The organism is Streptomyces sp. NPDC055099, from assembly GCF_053607685.1.
The window spans coordinates 1-14,097 of sequence record NZ_JBSGUA010000040.1; the positions used below are offsets into that span (position 1 = coordinate 1).

14 protein-coding genes are annotated in these 14,097 nt (G+C 71.2%); 5 read left to right on the forward strand and 9 right to left on the reverse strand.

All coding sequences use genetic code 11. The features are described 5' to 3' along the window. Positions 1 to 96: 96 nt before the first annotated feature. The 4 genes from fxsA to ACWFRU_RS41160 form a co-directional block, all read right to left on the reverse strand. On the reverse strand, positions 97 to 678 hold the full coding sequence (gene fxsA / locus ACWFRU_RS41145; protein WP_453693812.1) for an FxsA family membrane protein: 582 nt from the start codon (positions 676 to 678) through the stop codon (positions 97 to 99). A 75-nt stretch (positions 679 to 753) separates the two neighbouring features. Beyond that, positions 754 to 1,617: a polyprenol monophosphomannose synthase gene (locus tag ACWFRU_RS41150; protein WP_453693865.1), complete on the reverse strand. Its 864-nt coding sequence runs from the start codon at positions 1,615 to 1,617 to the stop codon at positions 754 to 756. Positions 1,618 to 2,082: 465 nt separating this feature from the next. Continuing rightward, positions 2,083 to 3,726, reverse strand: coding sequence for an amidohydrolase (locus ACWFRU_RS41155; RefSeq protein ID WP_453693814.1), 1,644 nt, complete (start codon positions 3,724 to 3,726; stop codon positions 2,083 to 2,085). A gap of 57 nt (positions 3,727 to 3,783) precedes the next feature. Next, positions 3,784 to 4,224 (reverse strand): Lrp/AsnC family transcriptional regulator, encoded by a 441-nt coding sequence (locus ACWFRU_RS41160; RefSeq protein WP_160503714.1) that lies wholly within the window; start codon positions 4,222 to 4,224, stop codon positions 3,784 to 3,786. Between the two features lie 199 nt (positions 4,225 to 4,423). Here ACWFRU_RS41160 and ACWFRU_RS41165 point away from each other — a divergent pair, with 199 nt between their 5' ends. Further along, positions 4,424 to 4,870: a hypothetical protein gene (locus tag ACWFRU_RS41165; protein ID WP_453693816.1), complete on the forward strand. Its 447-nt coding sequence runs from the start codon at positions 4,424 to 4,426 to the stop codon at positions 4,868 to 4,870. Between the two features lie 3 nt (positions 4,871 to 4,873). On the opposite strand, the gene ACWFRU_RS41170 is transcribed toward ACWFRU_RS41165, so the two are convergent. The 3 genes from ACWFRU_RS41170 to ACWFRU_RS41180 all read right to left on the reverse strand — a co-directional run bounded on the left by ACWFRU_RS41170 (position 4,874) and on the right by ACWFRU_RS41180 (position 8,901). Then, positions 4,874 to 5,974, reverse strand: coding sequence for a phosphotransferase family protein (locus ACWFRU_RS41170; RefSeq protein WP_453693818.1), 1,101 nt, complete (start codon positions 5,972 to 5,974; stop codon positions 4,874 to 4,876). Positions 5,975 to 5,986: 12 nt separating this feature from the next. Next, positions 5,987 to 7,114, reverse strand: coding sequence for a hypothetical protein (locus ACWFRU_RS41175; RefSeq protein ID WP_453693820.1), 1,128 nt, complete (start codon positions 7,112 to 7,114; stop codon positions 5,987 to 5,989). A 611-nt stretch (positions 7,115 to 7,725) separates the two neighbouring features. Then, entirely contained in the window at positions 7,726 to 8,901 is a 1,176-nt protein-coding gene (locus ACWFRU_RS41180) for an acyl-CoA dehydrogenase family protein (protein ID WP_453693822.1), read from the reverse strand. Between the two features lie 373 nt (positions 8,902 to 9,274). Between ACWFRU_RS41180 and ACWFRU_RS41185 the strand changes: the two genes are divergently transcribed. Next, a complete protein-coding gene (locus tag ACWFRU_RS41185) occupies positions 9,275 to 10,519 on the forward strand; it encodes a glycoside hydrolase family 18 protein (RefSeq protein WP_453693824.1) in 1,245 nt (414 codons plus the stop codon). Positions 10,520 to 10,590: 71 nt separating this feature from the next. Here the strand turns inward: ACWFRU_RS41185 and ACWFRU_RS41190 are convergent, their stop codons facing one another. After that, positions 10,591 to 11,253 carry a TetR/AcrR family transcriptional regulator gene (locus ACWFRU_RS41190; protein ID WP_453693826.1) on the reverse strand — a complete coding sequence of 221 codons (663 nt, stop codon included), beginning with the start codon at positions 11,251 to 11,253 and terminating at the stop codon, positions 10,591 to 10,593. A 135-nt stretch (positions 11,254 to 11,388) separates the two neighbouring features. Here ACWFRU_RS41190 and ACWFRU_RS41195 point away from each other — a divergent pair, with 135 nt between their 5' ends. From ACWFRU_RS41195 to ACWFRU_RS41205, 3 genes are read left to right on the forward strand one after another with little or no spacing between them, the layout of a single operon-like run. Continuing rightward, complete coding sequence (locus ACWFRU_RS41195; RefSeq protein WP_365821080.1) at positions 11,389 to 12,003, forward strand: DUF6230 family protein; 615 nt, start codon at positions 11,389 to 11,391, stop codon at positions 12,001 to 12,003. Then, a complete protein-coding gene (locus ACWFRU_RS41200; protein WP_453693828.1) occupies positions 11,994 to 12,974 on the forward strand; it encodes a DUF6114 domain-containing protein in 981 nt (326 codons plus the stop codon). Before ACWFRU_RS41195 ends, ACWFRU_RS41200 begins: the two co-directional genes overlap by 10 nt. Further along, positions 12,971 to 13,900 (forward strand): hypothetical protein, encoded by a 930-nt coding sequence (locus ACWFRU_RS41205; protein WP_453693830.1) that lies wholly within the window; start codon positions 12,971 to 12,973, stop codon positions 13,898 to 13,900. Before ACWFRU_RS41200 ends, ACWFRU_RS41205 begins: the two co-directional genes overlap by 4 nt. Here the strand turns inward: ACWFRU_RS41205 and ACWFRU_RS41210 are convergent. Beyond that, entirely contained in the window at positions 13,878 to 14,033 is a 156-nt protein-coding gene (locus ACWFRU_RS41210) for an SCO1431 family membrane protein (RefSeq protein ID WP_363211071.1), read from the reverse strand. The genes ACWFRU_RS41205 and ACWFRU_RS41210 overlap by 23 nt on opposite strands. Positions 14,034 to 14,097: the final 64 nt, after the last annotated feature.

Sequence of the window (14,097 nt, forward strand, 5' to 3'; positions counted from 1 at the left end):
GAACAACACCGCACACGTAGGCCGGGGCCCCTGCTGAGCAGGGGCCCCGGCCTTCGTGTGCGTCGGCCCGCTCAGCGGGCGTGTGCGCCGGCCCGCTCAGCGGGGCGGAAGCTGCGGGTCGTCCGGGTGCGCGCCGCGCGGCGGACGCTCGTCGTCCCTGATGACCTCGCCCTGGACGACCTTGCCGTCCGGACGGTGCATGCGCGCCTGCTGGAAGGCCTCGCCGAGACCGCCCTGGGTGGCCGCCTCGCGGACCTTGCGCTCGAAAGTCCTCTCCGCCGTTCGACTGACGGCCTTCTGGACGGGCGGCACCAGCAGAAGCAGTCCCAGGGCGTCGGAGATCAGCCCCGGCAGGATGATCAGCAGGCCGCCCAGCATCGTCAGGGCGTTGCCGCCGCCCCGCTCGGAGGGATGCGGCGCCAGGCCGCTCTGCTGCTGTTGCACCGCCTCGCTCAGCTCCCGGAAGGCGCGGCGCCCGGCGTGCTTGATGACCATCCCGCCGAGCACCACACCGGCCACGAGCAGCAAGAACACCGTGAGCCCGCCGGCGGCGCCCGCCACGACGGTGAGCAGCCAGATCTCCAGGACCAGCCACGCGGCGATGCCGAGCGGCAGGAACCTGAGGACGCGGGAGCGCCGGGGCCGGGCGGGTCGGGTGGGCGGTACGCCAGTCGTCATGGCTCCAGTGTGCCTGGACCCGGCTCAGACCGGCATAAGGGAGTGATCAACAAGCGGGGTCGGCGAAGACGACGATCAGGGCTTCTTGCCGTCCTTGGCGGGCTCCTGCGCACCCTCGGCCTCCTTGCGGCCCAGGGCGCGGCCCACACGGCCCACCCGCTCCCCCACGCCCCACGCGGTGACCCGCCACAGCGCCTCGGCCACGATGTCCTGGCTCATCTTGCTGTCGCCGTGCTCCCGCTCGACGAAGGTGATCGGCACCTCGACGACGTGATATCCCGCCTTGATCGCGCGGCGCGCCAGGTCGACCTGGAAGCAGTACCCCTGGGAGGCGACCTCGCCGAGGCCGATGCCTTCGAGGGTCTCGCGGCGGAAGGCGCGGTAGCCGCCGGTGACGTCGCGGATCGGCACGTCGAGCATCAGGCGGGAGTAAGTACTGCCGCCGCGCGAGATGATCTCGCGGTACTTGGGCCAGTTCACGATGCGTCCGCCCGGCACCCAGCGCGAGCCGAGCACGAGGTCGGCGCCCTTGAGCGCGGTCAGCAGCCGGGGCAGTTCCTCGGGCTGGTGGGAGCCGTCGGCGTCCATCTCGACGACCACGCCGTAGCCGTTGTCCAGGCCCCACTGGAAGCCCGCGAGATAGGCCGCGCCGAGGCCTTCCTTGCCCTTGCGGTGCAGCACGTGCACGTTCTCGTCGTCGGCCGCGAGCTCGTCGGCGATCTTGCCGGTGCCGTCGGGGCTGTTGTCATCGGCGACAAGGATGTGCGCCTCGGGCACGGCGACGCGGACACGACCGACGATGGCCTGGATGTTCTCCGCCTCGTTGTAGGTCGGAATGATCACCAAGGCCAGGCCGAGCGGGCCGAACTGCCTCCCCTGGTCACCGGTTTCGGAGACCGCACCGCCGTCGTTCACTACTGCCCCTTCGTTCGTACGCAGAGGACCACCATAGTGGCCGCTTCCCGCACGGCCACGGCGGCACGGGCGGTAGAGGGGAGTACTGCGGATCGGGGCCCGGCACCCTTCGGGCCGACCTGGGTCCCGCTGGCTGCGGGTCGACCGAGAGCCGTTGTCTACTGAGCGTCCGGGCCCCACCCGGGTCACACCTGCCGGCCCGGTGGAACGTTCCCTCGCTTCCGCGGCGCGGGCGCTGGACCTGGCTCCCAGTGGTGGTGCGCCGGTGCGGCACACCGCCCATGGCCCAGCGGCGTTCGACGGCTGCGTGGAATTTCTCCGGTCGGACGTCCTTTGGTGGACCCGGCCGAACCTACCGGCCGACGGCCGCGTTCTGTCAATAGCCATGTGACCTGGGCCGATTCCAAAGACAGCCAGGTCAGTGCCGAGGATACGCAGGTCGTGCGACGCGACAACGAGCCGCGATCGGCCGTACGCACCGCCGGGACATCACTCTTGTGGCCCTACGAAGACCGGCTGTCCGAAGACCACCGTGCGCAGGCAGACCGGGAGTTCGGCGCCCGGGGAGAGGTCCGGAAGGCCGGGCGTGCCGGAGCGCGGATCGGTCGACCAGCGGGCGACGCGGTCGTCCGGCGCCTGGACCACGAGATCCGAGGTGCGCCACACGGCGTAGTCCGCGGGCGCCCCCGGCACCAGGACACCCGCGTCGTCCCGGCCGATGGCCCGCCAGCCGCCCCGGGTGTGGGCCGTGAAGGCCGCGCGCACCGACACGCGGTGCTCGAGGGTCTGGTGGAACGCGGCGGCGCGGACGGTGCCCCAGGGATCGAGCGGGGTGACGGGGCTGTCGGAGCCGAAGGCGAGCGGGACGCCGGTGCGCAGGAGGGCCGCGTACGGGTTGAGGGTGCGGGCCCGTTCGGTGCCCAGGCGCCGGGCGTACATGCCGTCGTCGCCGCCCCACAGGGCGTCGAAGGCGGGCTGCACGGAGGCGGTGAGGCCGAGTTCGGCGAAGGCGGCGATCGTTTCCGGGGTGAGCATCTCGGCGTGCTCGACGCGGTGCCTGGCGCCGCGGACGCGGGCCAGGCCGACCTTCTCGGAGGCGGCGCGGATGCCCTCGACGACAGCGGTCACCGCGGCGTCACCGATGGCGTGGAAACCCGCCTGGACCCCTGCCTCGGTGCAGGCGACGACGTGCGCGGCGACGGCGGGCGCGTCCAGATAGGCGGTGCCGGTGTGGCCGGCGTCGGCGTACGGCTCGTGCAGGCAGGCGGTGTGCGAGCCCAGCGCCCCGTCGACGAAGAGGTCGCCCGCGGCGCCGACGGCCCCCAGTTCCTTTGCACGGGCGACGCCTTGCTCGCCCTGCTCCGCCCAGTAGCCGACGACGCGCGGTCCGGGCTCGTCGGCGGCGAGGCGCAGCAGTCCGGTGAGGTCGTCCTCGCTGGAGATCTCGGGTCCCGCGCACTCGTGCACGGAGCCGATGCCGAGGGACGCGGCACGCCGCAGCGCCGCCCGCTGGGCCTCGGTGCGCTGCTGCGGGGTGAGCGCGCCGAGTGCCGCGGCGCGCACCGCGTGATGGGCGTCGCCGGTCAGCGGCGCGTCCGGACGGAAGCCGGTGCGCCCGGTGACGCCGGGGACGAGGTCGAGCAGCGCCGTGGTGACGACGGCCGAGTGGACGTCGATGCGGGTGAGGTAGAGGGGACGGCCACCGGCCGCCTCGTCGAGTTCCGCGCGCGTGGGCGGACGCCCGTCCGTCCAGCGGGCCGCGTCCCAGCCGTGGCCGAGCAGGACCCGGTCGTGCGGCCGGGCGGCGGCGTGCTCCCGTACGAGCGCGAGCGCTTCGCCCAGGGAGCGGGCCCGCGTCAGGTCGAGGCCCGCCAGGGCGAGTCCGGTCGACGTGGTGTGCACATGCGCATCGGTGAACGCGGGGGTGACGAGGGCTCCTTCGAGGTCGACGACCTCGTCCACGCCGTCGGCGAAGGCGTCGGCCGCGCCTTCGGATCCCACCCAGGCGACGTGCCCGCGTTCGACGACCATGGCCGTGGCGAACGGATCGGCGGGGCTGTGGACGTCGCCACCGCGCAGCAGCACGGTGCGGTGGCCCTGGGGGCCGTTCTGGGGGGTGGTGCTCTCGCTCATGGGACCAGTTTGGCCCCTGCCCGTGCGGGCCCCGCGCAGGGGTCGCCCACGGGCGGCTCAGACCTGCGGGGGCCGGGCCTCGTACGGCGTGGAGAGGACGACCGTCGTCCGCGTGGAGACGCCGGCGAGTGCGCGCAGGCGGCTCAGCAGGTGTTCGAGTTCCAGGGGGGTCGCGACGCGCACCTTGAGGATGTAGTTCTCGTCGCCCGCCACGCTGTGGCACGCCTCGATCTCCGGGACGCCCGCGAGGCGTTCGGCGATGTCGTCGGGTGCGCTGGGGTCGAACGGCTTCACCGAGATGAACGCCGTGAGCGGCAGCCCGACGGCCTCGGCGTCCACGACCGCGGCATAGCCGCGGATGACGCCGCGCTGCTCCAGGCGGCGCACCCGCTGGTGCACGGCCGATGTGGACAGGCCCGTGGCCTTGCCCAGGTCGGTGTAGCTCATCCGCCCGTCCTTGACGAGCAGCTGCACGATCTGTCGGTCCAGCTCCTCCATGCGCCGAACCTACAGGGCTCTTGATCCCTCCGGATACCGGTAGGCGCGACGGCGGCATCTTCTCGGGGCATGTGACGAACGCCACATACCTGTGACCGTGTCCAAAGGGATGTCACGATTACGTCTACGACGGGACGGGAAGTGCTTGCTGTGGTCGAGGCCGCAGCGCCTTCTCGGCCCACCCAAGGGGGAGAATCCCATGCAGAATCTGAAGCGCCCCGGTCGCACTGCCCGCAGCAAGCAGCAGCGCTCCGACGAATCCGCGCCCGCACCCGTATCGGAGGGCGTCGAATCGGGTGAATCCGAGTTCGACGCGTACGACACCTTCGAGATGTACCGGGTGACGTGCCCGGACTGCGCACAGCCCATCGCGCTCCTTGCCGACGAGGACGTACTGCCCGAGCACGCGCTGTGCGCCCAGCCGTGGAACCCGTTCGGGCTCACGGTGTGTGCGGGCACGGGCCGCGCGGCGGCCGACGCCGAGCCCGCCGACGAGTCGATGGAGGCTCAGGAGCAGGACACCGCCCTGCTCCTGACGCTCCCTCAGGGACTCGACTGGCGGACACAGCCCTTCTCGCACGTCGGCGGCCAGGGCTCGCGCCCGCGTCGTGTCGTGCCCCAGCCGGACCGCCGCTCCGCGGCCTGAGGGCTACCAGTAGCTGCCCTGCACCATGGCCGCCAGGCTGGCGTGGTGCAGGATCAGCGTGTCCGGGTCCTCGGGGACCGTGGCCTCGCCGAAGTGCACCTGGCGGTAGGCGACGCGCAGCATGACGATGGCGTGCCGCAGCGCCGCGTACAGCGTGTGGAAGTCCATGGACCGGGGCGTGTGGCCGGTGAGCCGGGCATAGCCCTCCTCGATGGTGTCGCGGCGCAGGAAGCCGGGCAGGCCCTCCTGCCCGAAGCTCACCGTCAAGTCCTGGAAGAAGCGGTGCAGGTAAACCATCCAGCCGAGGTCGACCTCGCGGGGTGCGAGCGCCGCCATCTCCCAGTCCAGTACGGCCACGGGGTCGAAGCCGTCGTAGATGACGTTTCCGATGCGCGCGTCGCCCCAGTTGAGGACGGGCTCGCCCTCGTCGTCCGGCCACCGCTCCTCCAGCCGCTCGAAGGCGCTCTCGATGAGGGGTGAGCGGGGCAGGCCGTCGACCACCCAGCCGTAGTAGGCGCGTTGGGCGTCGACGTGGCGGCGCAGCGGGCTGCCTTCGCCCGGCAGGGCGAGGAACTCGGCTTCCGCCACGGGAACTTGGTCGTGGAGGTGGGCGAGCAGGCGGATCGACGCGTCCTCCAGGTGCGCGCGCTCGGCGTCACTCGCCGCATGGAGCCAATTCCCCTCGTAGGTATAGGGCATGACGTCCGGCGGCACGCGTCCCTCGACCCGCTCCATGACGAAGAAGGGCGCGCCGAGCGGCCCCGGGTCCTCCTCCAGCCACAGCACGCGCGGCACCGGCAGGTCGGTGTGCTCGGCGACGAGCCGCATCGTGCGGTGCTGGCGCGGCAGGTCGTAGACCGGGAAGATCGTGTACGCGGCCGGGTCCGCCGCCACGCGCAACGCGCAGGCCCGCAGCGGCGGTTGGGGGTGCTCGATGTCGAAGAGGAGGGTCTCGCTCGACATGCCGTTGGACTCCGGCACGCGCACGCCGGTGGCCTTGGCGCCCGGCAGCCGTGTGCCGAGCCAGGCCGTGAGCCTGCGGGTGAGTTCCTCGGGGTCGCGCGTGGTGGTGCGGAGGCGGGGCCTGCTGGGTTCTGTCGCCATCGCGGATTCCTCTCAGGGCGCGACCGATTCGAAGCCGGTGAAACCGCTCGGGTCGTGGCGGCCGAAGCTGCCGTGCTCGAAAATGCCGTACCCGGTCTGCCCGTCGAGGGTGAAGCGCGCGGCGTGGTCGATGACTCCGTAGGCGGCCATCGGGTGCGCCGCCGGATCGGACAGGTCATACGTGCGGCGGTCGGTCCAGCCGCGCCCCCGCCAGGTGCCGTGCTGCCAGTCGTCCGCGGGCGGATATCCGGCGCCCACGGCCAGCGGCAGGGAGGCGAGGACCTCGACGCCGAGTTCGAGGGGCTTGCGGTCGTCCGGGTCGGTGAGGTGGATGACGGCGCGCTCGGGGTGCCGGGTGCCGGAGCGGTAGGTGATGTCGGCCTGGGGCCAGCCGAGTTGGCGGTCGCGCATCCCGGGGCGTACGACGGTGGCCTCGTTGAGGGTGCGGTAGCCGTCCGCGTCCTCCTGGGTGATGACCATCAGGAAGCGGTCGTCGAAGCGCACGGGGCTCCAGATCCAGTGGAAGCCCTCGGTGCCGAACTCCTCCTCCAGACGCCCGCGTTCCTCGCCGGGTATGGGCCGCACTCCCCAGCTCCGGTCGCGGGTGGCGGTCCACTCCCCCGCCGTCACCGCGATATCCTCGCCGCCGACGCGGATCACCCCCTCGCAGCCGCCCGCCTGGACGAAGCGGCGCCCTTCGAGGGACAGCCGGTCGCCGCGCCGCTGGATGTGGTGCGGCTCCCAGAGGGCGGGGAAGCCGGCGCTCCACGTGATGTCGTACGAGAGGGAGTCGGGGGCGGCGGGATCGGCGGCGCACGTCAGGCGCAGCCGTCGCAGCGGTTCCTCGACAGTGATCGTGAGGGGGCCGACGGAGAGGTTCATCCGGTCGTCGCCGAGCGCGTCGGACGCGCGTACGGCGTGGAGCGTATCCCCGGTGCGCAAGGTGGCGTACGCATCGATCACACCCACGTTCGGGTAGACGCCGAGCCCGAGGATGAGGAGCGCCTGCCCCTGGTGGTCGAAGAGGTGGAAGATACAGCGGTCGTAGGCGTTGCGGTCGCCCGTCGCGACCTGCTTCATGGACAGCGGGACCTGATGGATCGGGTACTCGTCGAGCGGGACGGGGCGGTCGTCTGCCACGGCAAACCTCCCTGGGCGCGCGGTGTTTGGCGGGCGCGCGGCCGTTGCCGGGCCCCCGGCGCGGAGTTGACGGTACGTCAGACCGCGTGCCGGAGCCAGACACATGTCAGCCCGCGTTCGGGGCGCCGCACCTCCCCGTCCGGGAGCCGTGACACCGGCGCCACGCCCTCGCTCGGTCACGGGAAAGCGGGGCCCGCCCCAGACCTCGACACGGGCATGCCACGAACTGAGGGGCGAATCCCGCGAGCGGTGACTTGTCCCCCGCGGGGCGCGTTGGCCGCGTATGACCACCCCCACGCCGATGCCCATGGCGCACCAGCCGACCGGCCGCCGCAGGCGCACCCTCCTGACGGCTCCCCCGCCCGACGCAGAATCGGTTCCCCAGCATCCCCAGCACCCTCAGCAGCCGCAGCGCCCCCATCCGCACCACCACCAGCAACCGCCGCCCCAGCCCCAGCCGCCGCACCTGCAGGATCCGCCCATCTACCGCGCCCTCATCCGGAGCTGGGCCGAGCGGGGCAAGACCCTGCCGGGGCGGCACGACCCGGAGTGGGTGCGGCTCGCGGCGCCCCCGGTCAGGCACGGTCAGTTCAGCGCGCCCCGGGACCAGTTCAGCGCGTCTCGGGACCCGCGAGGTGACGGGCGATGACCATCCGCTGGATCTGATTGGTCCCCTCGACGATCTGCAGCACCTTCGCCTCGCGCATGAAACGCTCCACCGGGAAGTCCGCGGTGTAGCCGTACCCGCCGAGGACCTGTACGGCGTCCGTCGTCACCTTCATCGCGGCGTCCGTGCACAGCAGCTTGGCCATGGCCGCCTGCTTGGAGAACGGCCTGCCCGCGTCCCGCAGCCGCGCCGCCGAGAGATAGAGCGCCCGGCCCGCCTCGATCTGCGTCGCCATGTCCGCGAGCATGAACCGAAGGCCCTGGAAGTCCGCGATCGGCTTTCCGAACTGCCGTCGCTCGGTGGCATAGCCGAGCGCCTCGTCGAGTGCCGCCTGCGCCACGCCGATCGCACAGGCCGCGATGCCGAGCCGCCCCGAGTCGAGCGCTGACAGCGCGATCGCGAAGCCCTGGCCCTCCTCGCCGATGCGGCGGGCGTCGGACACCCGTACCCCGTCGAAGTTGATCTGGGCGGTGGGCGAGCCCTTCATCCCCATCTTCTTCTCGGGCACCGCCGCGTTCAGCCCTGCGGCGTCGCCCGGCACCAGGAACGCGGAGATGCCGCGGGCGCCTTCGCCCCCGGTGCGGGCGAGGACGGTGTAGAAGTCGGCGACCCCGCCGTGCGTGATCCACGCCTTCGTTCCGCTGATCACCCATGAGTCGCCGTCACGGACGGCCTTCGTCCGCAGGGACGCGGCGTCCGATCCCGAGGCCGGCTCGGAGAGGCAGTACGCCCCGAGGAGCCCGCCGCCGAGCATCGCGGGCAGGTGCTCGGCCTGCTGCTCCTTGGTGCCGTAACCCGCGAGCGCGTGGCAGGACAGGGAGTGGACGCTGACGCCGAGACCGACGGTGAGCCGCGCCGCGGCGAGCTCTTCGAGGACCTGGAGATAGACCTCGTACGGCTGGTCGCCGCCGCCGAACTCGGAGGCGTACGGAAGCCCGAGCAGTCCGGATTCGGAGAGGAGGGCGAAGACCTCGCGCGGGAAGCGCCCGGCGTCCTCCTCCTCGGCCGCGCGGGGAGTGATCTCCCGCTGGACGAGGTCACGGACGAGCGAGAACAGATCCCGCGCCTCGTCCGTGGGCAGCTGACGGTCCACCGGCTGCTGCAAGCTTCGCTCAGGCACGATCGCATCCTCCCTTTCGGCACTGCGGCGGACCCGCGGGGTAGTGCGGCGCCACCGTGTCTCACGCCCGGCCGATGGCGCCCTTCCGGGTCGCGGAAGGTGCTGTGACCAGCGGCTCTGGCGCGTTGAGTATGCCCGATCGGCGGCGGCCCGTCACTAGTTAACGACCGCTTACTCAAAAGATAACCGACGCCCGCGAGCGGGGCCCTGAATTGGTCCGAACCATTGACCCCACTGGTCTAGTCCTCCTAGAGTCCAGCCGAGCGCCTTACCGCGTTCATGCCAATTCAACGTTCACCGACGTTCGGACGGCACCCGCAGGTCAACAGCACCACGTCCCCCCATGCACCCTCTCCCCCCACGAGGAGAAACGATGCTCAGACCGCACCTCTCCCGCGCCCCCTTCAGGGCGCTCATAGCCACAGCGTGTTGTGCCGTGCTCGGCGGAGGTCTGCTCGCCGGCGCGGGCACCGCCACGGCCGAGCAGGACAAGGACTCCGCGACGAAGGCCGCGGCCGGCTCCAAGGTCGTCGGCTACTTCACCGAGTGGGGCACCTACGACCGGAATTACCACGTCAAGAACGTCGAGACGTCCGGTTCGGCCGACAAGCTCACGCACATCAACTACGCCTTCGGCAACGTCCAGGGCGGCAAGTGCACGATGGGCGACGCCTACGCGGCGACCGACAAGGCGTACACCGCCGAGCAGTCCGTCGACGGCAAGGCCGACACCTGGGACCAGGAGCTGCGCGGCAACTTCAACCAGCTGCGCAAGCTCAAGAAGCTCCACCCGGACCTGAAGGTCCTGTGGTCCTTCGGCGGCTGGACCTGGTCCGGCGGCTTCACCGAGGCGGCCAAGAACCCGGCCGCGTTCGCCCAGTCCTGCTACGACCTGGTCGAGAACTCGAAGTGGGCCGATGTCTTCGACGGCATCGACATCGACTGGGAATACCCCAACGCCTGCGGCCTGACGTGTGACACCAGCGGGCGCGCGGCGTACAAGGACCTGATGTCCGCGGTGCGGGCGAAGTTCGGCGGCGAGAACCTCGTCACCGCGGCCATCCCGGCCGACGCCGAGGAGGGCGGCAAGATCGACGCCGCCGACTACGCGGGCGCCGCCCAGTACGTCGACTGGTACAACCCGATGACGTACGACTACTTCGGTGCCTGGGAGGCGAAGGGCCCGACCGCCCCGCACTCACCCCTGAAGACGTACGAGGGCGCGCCCAAGGCGAACTGGAACACCGACGCCACCATCAAGAAGCTTCAGGGCCTCGGCATCCCCTCCGACAAGCTGCTCCTCGGCATCGGCTTCTACGGCCGCGGCTGGACGGGCGTCACGCAGAAGGAGCCCGGCGGCACCGCCACCGGGGCCGCCGCGGGCAAGTACGAGGCGGGCATCGACGACTACAAGGAACTGAAGACCAAGTGCCCGGCCAACGGCACGGTCGGCGGGACCGCGTACGCGCACTGCGGGACCAACTGGTGGAGCTACGACACCCCGGCCACCATCGCGGGAAAGATGGACTACAAGAACCAGGCCGGTCTCGGCGGCACCTTCTTCTGGGAGCTGAGCGGTGACACGGCGGACGGTGAGCTGATCAAGGCCATCAACTGACCTTGCGTGTAAGGACATTGGGGCGGGAGCCGGTCGGCTCCCGCCCCTTCCTCAATGGCGCCGACGGGCCCTCACGACCGCGGCGGGGCCGGGAAGGACGGCTCGAACTCCTCGATGACGCGCAGGGTGTCGCCGAGGGTCCGCACCAGCAGCTCACCCACCGTCTCGCGCGTCAGACCCCGGCTGCCGATCCAGTCGAGCGTGACGCCCTCGACGCTGCACAGCCAGCCGAGCAGCGCGGTGCGCGCCAGCTCCGGGATGTCGCGGCGGCCGTACGCCCCGTCGGCGATCGCGCCGATCAGGGCCTTGCGCACGCCGTCGCGTATGGCGTGCACCTCAGCGTCGAAGCCGACACCGCCGCTGATGATGGTGCGGTACGCGGCCTGGTGGTGCTCGGCGTAGCGCAGATAGCCGTCGATGGTGCTGCGCACCCGTTCCGCGGGCGGCAGGTCGTCGTGGCGCCCTGCGCGCGCGACCAGCTCCGCGACCGAGTCCTCGATGATCGCGAGGTAGTAGCCGCGCTTGGACTTGAAGTAGTAGTAGATCAGCCCCTTGGCGACGGACGCCTGCTTGGCGATGTCGTCCATCGAGAGCGCGTCGTACGACGTGTCGGCGAACAACTTCCGCCCAATGGTGATGAGTTCGGCGCGGCGCGCCACGGAGCGGTCGGTGCCGCGCGCCTGCGGTCGGGCGTCCGCGGGACGGTCGGTGCCGCGCTGTTGACTATTATTCAATTTCGGCCCTAGTCTCCAACTGCCTCGGGAATCCGCAGTATGGCAGAACCAACGCCACCTGCCGGTTCTGCGTCCGACGGCGCTCTCTCACGCACTCCCCCTACGCACACGGACCGCCGTACGGGAGGAAGACACATGAGCGCAGCGCGTACCCCTTTGCGCGAGGGCAGAACCTCCTGGAAGAAGACGGCCGTCGTGGCCCTGCCGGCCGTCCTGGCCGTCGGCGCGATGGCCTCCGTGATGGCCGAGGGGGCGCTCGCCGCCTCCTTCGCCGTCTCCGGCACCAGCTTCCAGGTGTCATCCGGCAAGCTCACCAGCGAGGGCCTGTCCTCCTACGTACAGACCGACCGGGACATCGACGGCAAGGGGCACCCGGTGGCGCTCCTCGGGATCGGTGACGCGACCCTGTCCGACATCTGCCAGGCCGCCGAGGTCAAGACCCCGGTGGGCACCGTGGTGTTCAAGCTGACCGCGGGCGGCTCCGCGGGCGAGGTCACCGCGAGCAATCTCATCATCGACGGCGAGGACCTGGAGGGCGACGCCCGCTTCGGCACGGCGGAGATCGGCCGGGACGCCTCGACCCTGGACGAGGTGTCCGGCGTCAAGGGCGAGAGGGGGAAGTTCGGGCTGCAGGCCGGAGACATCACCGTCTCCGGGGTGAAGTCCCACGCCTGGTCGGCGACCGGCGGGAACTTCCGGCTCAAGGGCATGAAGCTCGACGTCAGCATCGGCGGCAAGAAGTGCTTCTGACCGGCGGCCGCAGAGCCGGGGTCAGACCGTGGAGCAGGGACGGCGGCGGCCGGCTGGACAAGCGGCTGCCGCTGCCGGAAGCGCGCCGGGTGCTGCGCAGGTGGCGGCGCACCCGGCCCTTCTGGGGCGGCCTGCTGCTGATACTCGGCGGCGCCGAACTGCTCCTCGTGCCGCTGTCACCGCTGACGGTCCTGGTCAGCCTGGGGCTCGGCGGGCTCGCGGCGATCGGCATCGGGCTCGCCCTGATCGCCGCCGGGATCTTCCTGTGGCTGCTGCCGCACGCCCATCACTATGTGAGCGTCAACGCCCTGATCCTTTCGGTGCTCTCGTTCGCGGCCACGAACCTCGGCGGGTTCCTGGTGGGCATGGCGCTCGGCATCGTCGGCAGCGCGATGGGGTTCGGCTGGACGCCGGTGCCCGAGGGCGCCGAAGAGGACGCCGAGCGGCCGAGGGTGCGGGACGGGCAGGGCACGCGGACGCTCGGTGTGCTGCTTCCGGTGGTCATCGTGGGGGCGACGCTGTGGGGCGGCACTCCGGCGAAGGCGGCGCCCGGTCAGGAGATGGTGGCGGCGAGGACTCCGCCGACCGTCACCACCACGCTCTTCTCGCCGCAGGGGTTCCTCCTGGCCGGCGTACGCGAGATCCCCACGGTGGACGGGCCGTTGAAGGTCATGGTGCTGAAGATGAAGGCCGCATCCCTCACCGACTACCGGCTGAAGACGCGCGACGGGGGCGAAGAACTCACCCTGGGAGCCGACACGTTGGACCTCAGCGGCTCCGTCACGCTCTATCTGACGAAGTTCAAGGGCTGCCTGGAGGGGCTGCTCTGTCTGACCTTCACGCCCGACAAGCTGCCGGTGCCGCCCGTCGTGCCGCCGTTCGTCTTCATGACCGACGTACAGGCCGAACAGGCGCTCGTCACCTCGGACTTGATCGTCGCGGGCGGCCTCACCCTGAGGGCTTCGGCATGATCCAGATCCAGGCGGCCCTCTTCTGGGCGTACGCGGTCGGCGCGACGTTCGCGCTCTCCGCGGCCCGGCAGCTCCAGGTGTGGGAGCGGATCAACGCGGGCGAGGGGCCGCGGACGCGCAGCCGTGCCGCCAATCCGTATCTGGCGCTCACCGCGCTCTTCGCGGCGGTCCTGATGGTGCCGACGGGGCTTTTCCTGCTCTGGCAGAACCCCGCGTGGGCGACGATGCACGTCGCCGACGGGCACGACGGCGTGTGGGCGGGGTTCGTGCTCTTCTACGCGGGCGGGATGCCCGTCGCCGCGATCCTCGGGTTCCTGGTGGCGCAGGGGCTCGTCCTGGCGGGGGCCGGCTACTGGGCGTATCTCCAGTGCGTGGGCGGGTACTTCCTGCTCTTCTGGACGCTGGTCCACGGCTGGGACGGCAGGGGGTACGAGCGGTTCTTCTCCGCCGAGGCCCGGGACTTCGCCGACTGGCAGCGGGACAGCGTGGTCAACCACGTACTGGACTTCCTGACGTCCGGGACGTTCCTCGCGCTGCTGATCTTCGGCGCGGCCGTGATCGGCACGATGCTGCTGACCGAGATCGGCTGGCTGATGGAGGGCTGGTCGCTGCCCGGCGCGGACGAGGACCGCAAGGTGCACCGGTTCCTGGCGATCACCGTCGCGGCGGCCGGGGTCTACGGCCTGCCGTTCGTCGGTGCGCTCGTCGCGAGCGTCCTCGTGCGGCTTCTGGGCGGGTGGCTCGGCCTGCCGCTGTTCGCGGTGATCGCGGGGCTCACGCTGCTGTCACGGCGCTCACCCGTGCGCCTGCTCTACGGACTCGTGGGCGTGCCGCGGCGGCATTGGCGGGCGGACCTCGACCGGGGGCAGGCCTACGACGCTCAAGAGACCGGGGTAACCGGGGTCACAGCAGACCGATCTGCGTGACGAGCATCGCGAGGACGACGACGAGCGTCCAGCCGAGGACGTGCTCGAGCACCTTCGGGCCGTCTTCCTTGGGGCCGCCCGTGCGCGTGGTCGCCCGGGGCTGTGCGGTGGCAGTGGCTGTGGCAGCGGTCATGGCATCACTCGATACGTATGCGTCACGCCTCTCGACGCGACGTCCGGCAGCGGACTCCCCCCAC

What these genes read in the sequence shown, in the direction of transcription:
- ACWFRU_RS41185 (WP_453693824.1), top strand. Translation starts at nt 9,275, where the DNA reads ATGCTCAGACCGCACCTCTCCCGCGCCCCCTTCAGGGCGCTCATAGCC.
- ACWFRU_RS41160 (WP_160503714.1), bottom strand. Translation starts at nt 4,224, where the DNA reads ATGGAGGAGCTGGACCGACAGATCGTGCAGCTGCTCGTCAAGGACGGG.
- ACWFRU_RS41170 (WP_453693818.1), bottom strand. Translation starts at nt 5,974, where the DNA reads ATGGCGACAGAACCCAGCAGGCCCCGCCTCCGCACCACCACGCGCGAC.
- ACWFRU_RS41165 (WP_453693816.1), top strand. Translation starts at nt 4,424, where the DNA reads ATGCAGAATCTGAAGCGCCCCGGTCGCACTGCCCGCAGCAAGCAGCAG.
- ACWFRU_RS41205 (WP_453693830.1), top strand. Translation starts at nt 12,971, where the DNA reads ATGATCCAGATCCAGGCGGCCCTCTTCTGGGCGTACGCGGTCGGCGCG.
- ACWFRU_RS41195 (WP_365821080.1), top strand. Translation starts at nt 11,389, where the DNA reads ATGAGCGCAGCGCGTACCCCTTTGCGCGAGGGCAGAACCTCCTGGAAG.
- fxsA (WP_453693812.1), bottom strand. Translation starts at nt 678, where the DNA reads ATGACGACTGGCGTACCGCCCACCCGACCCGCCCGGCCCCGGCGCTCC.
- ACWFRU_RS41155 (WP_453693814.1), bottom strand. Translation starts at nt 3,726, where the DNA reads ATGAGCGAGAGCACCACCCCCCAGAACGGCCCCCAGGGCCACCGCACC.
- ACWFRU_RS41210 (WP_363211071.1), bottom strand. Translation starts at nt 14,033, where the DNA reads ATGACCGCTGCCACAGCCACTGCCACCGCACAGCCCCGGGCGACCACG.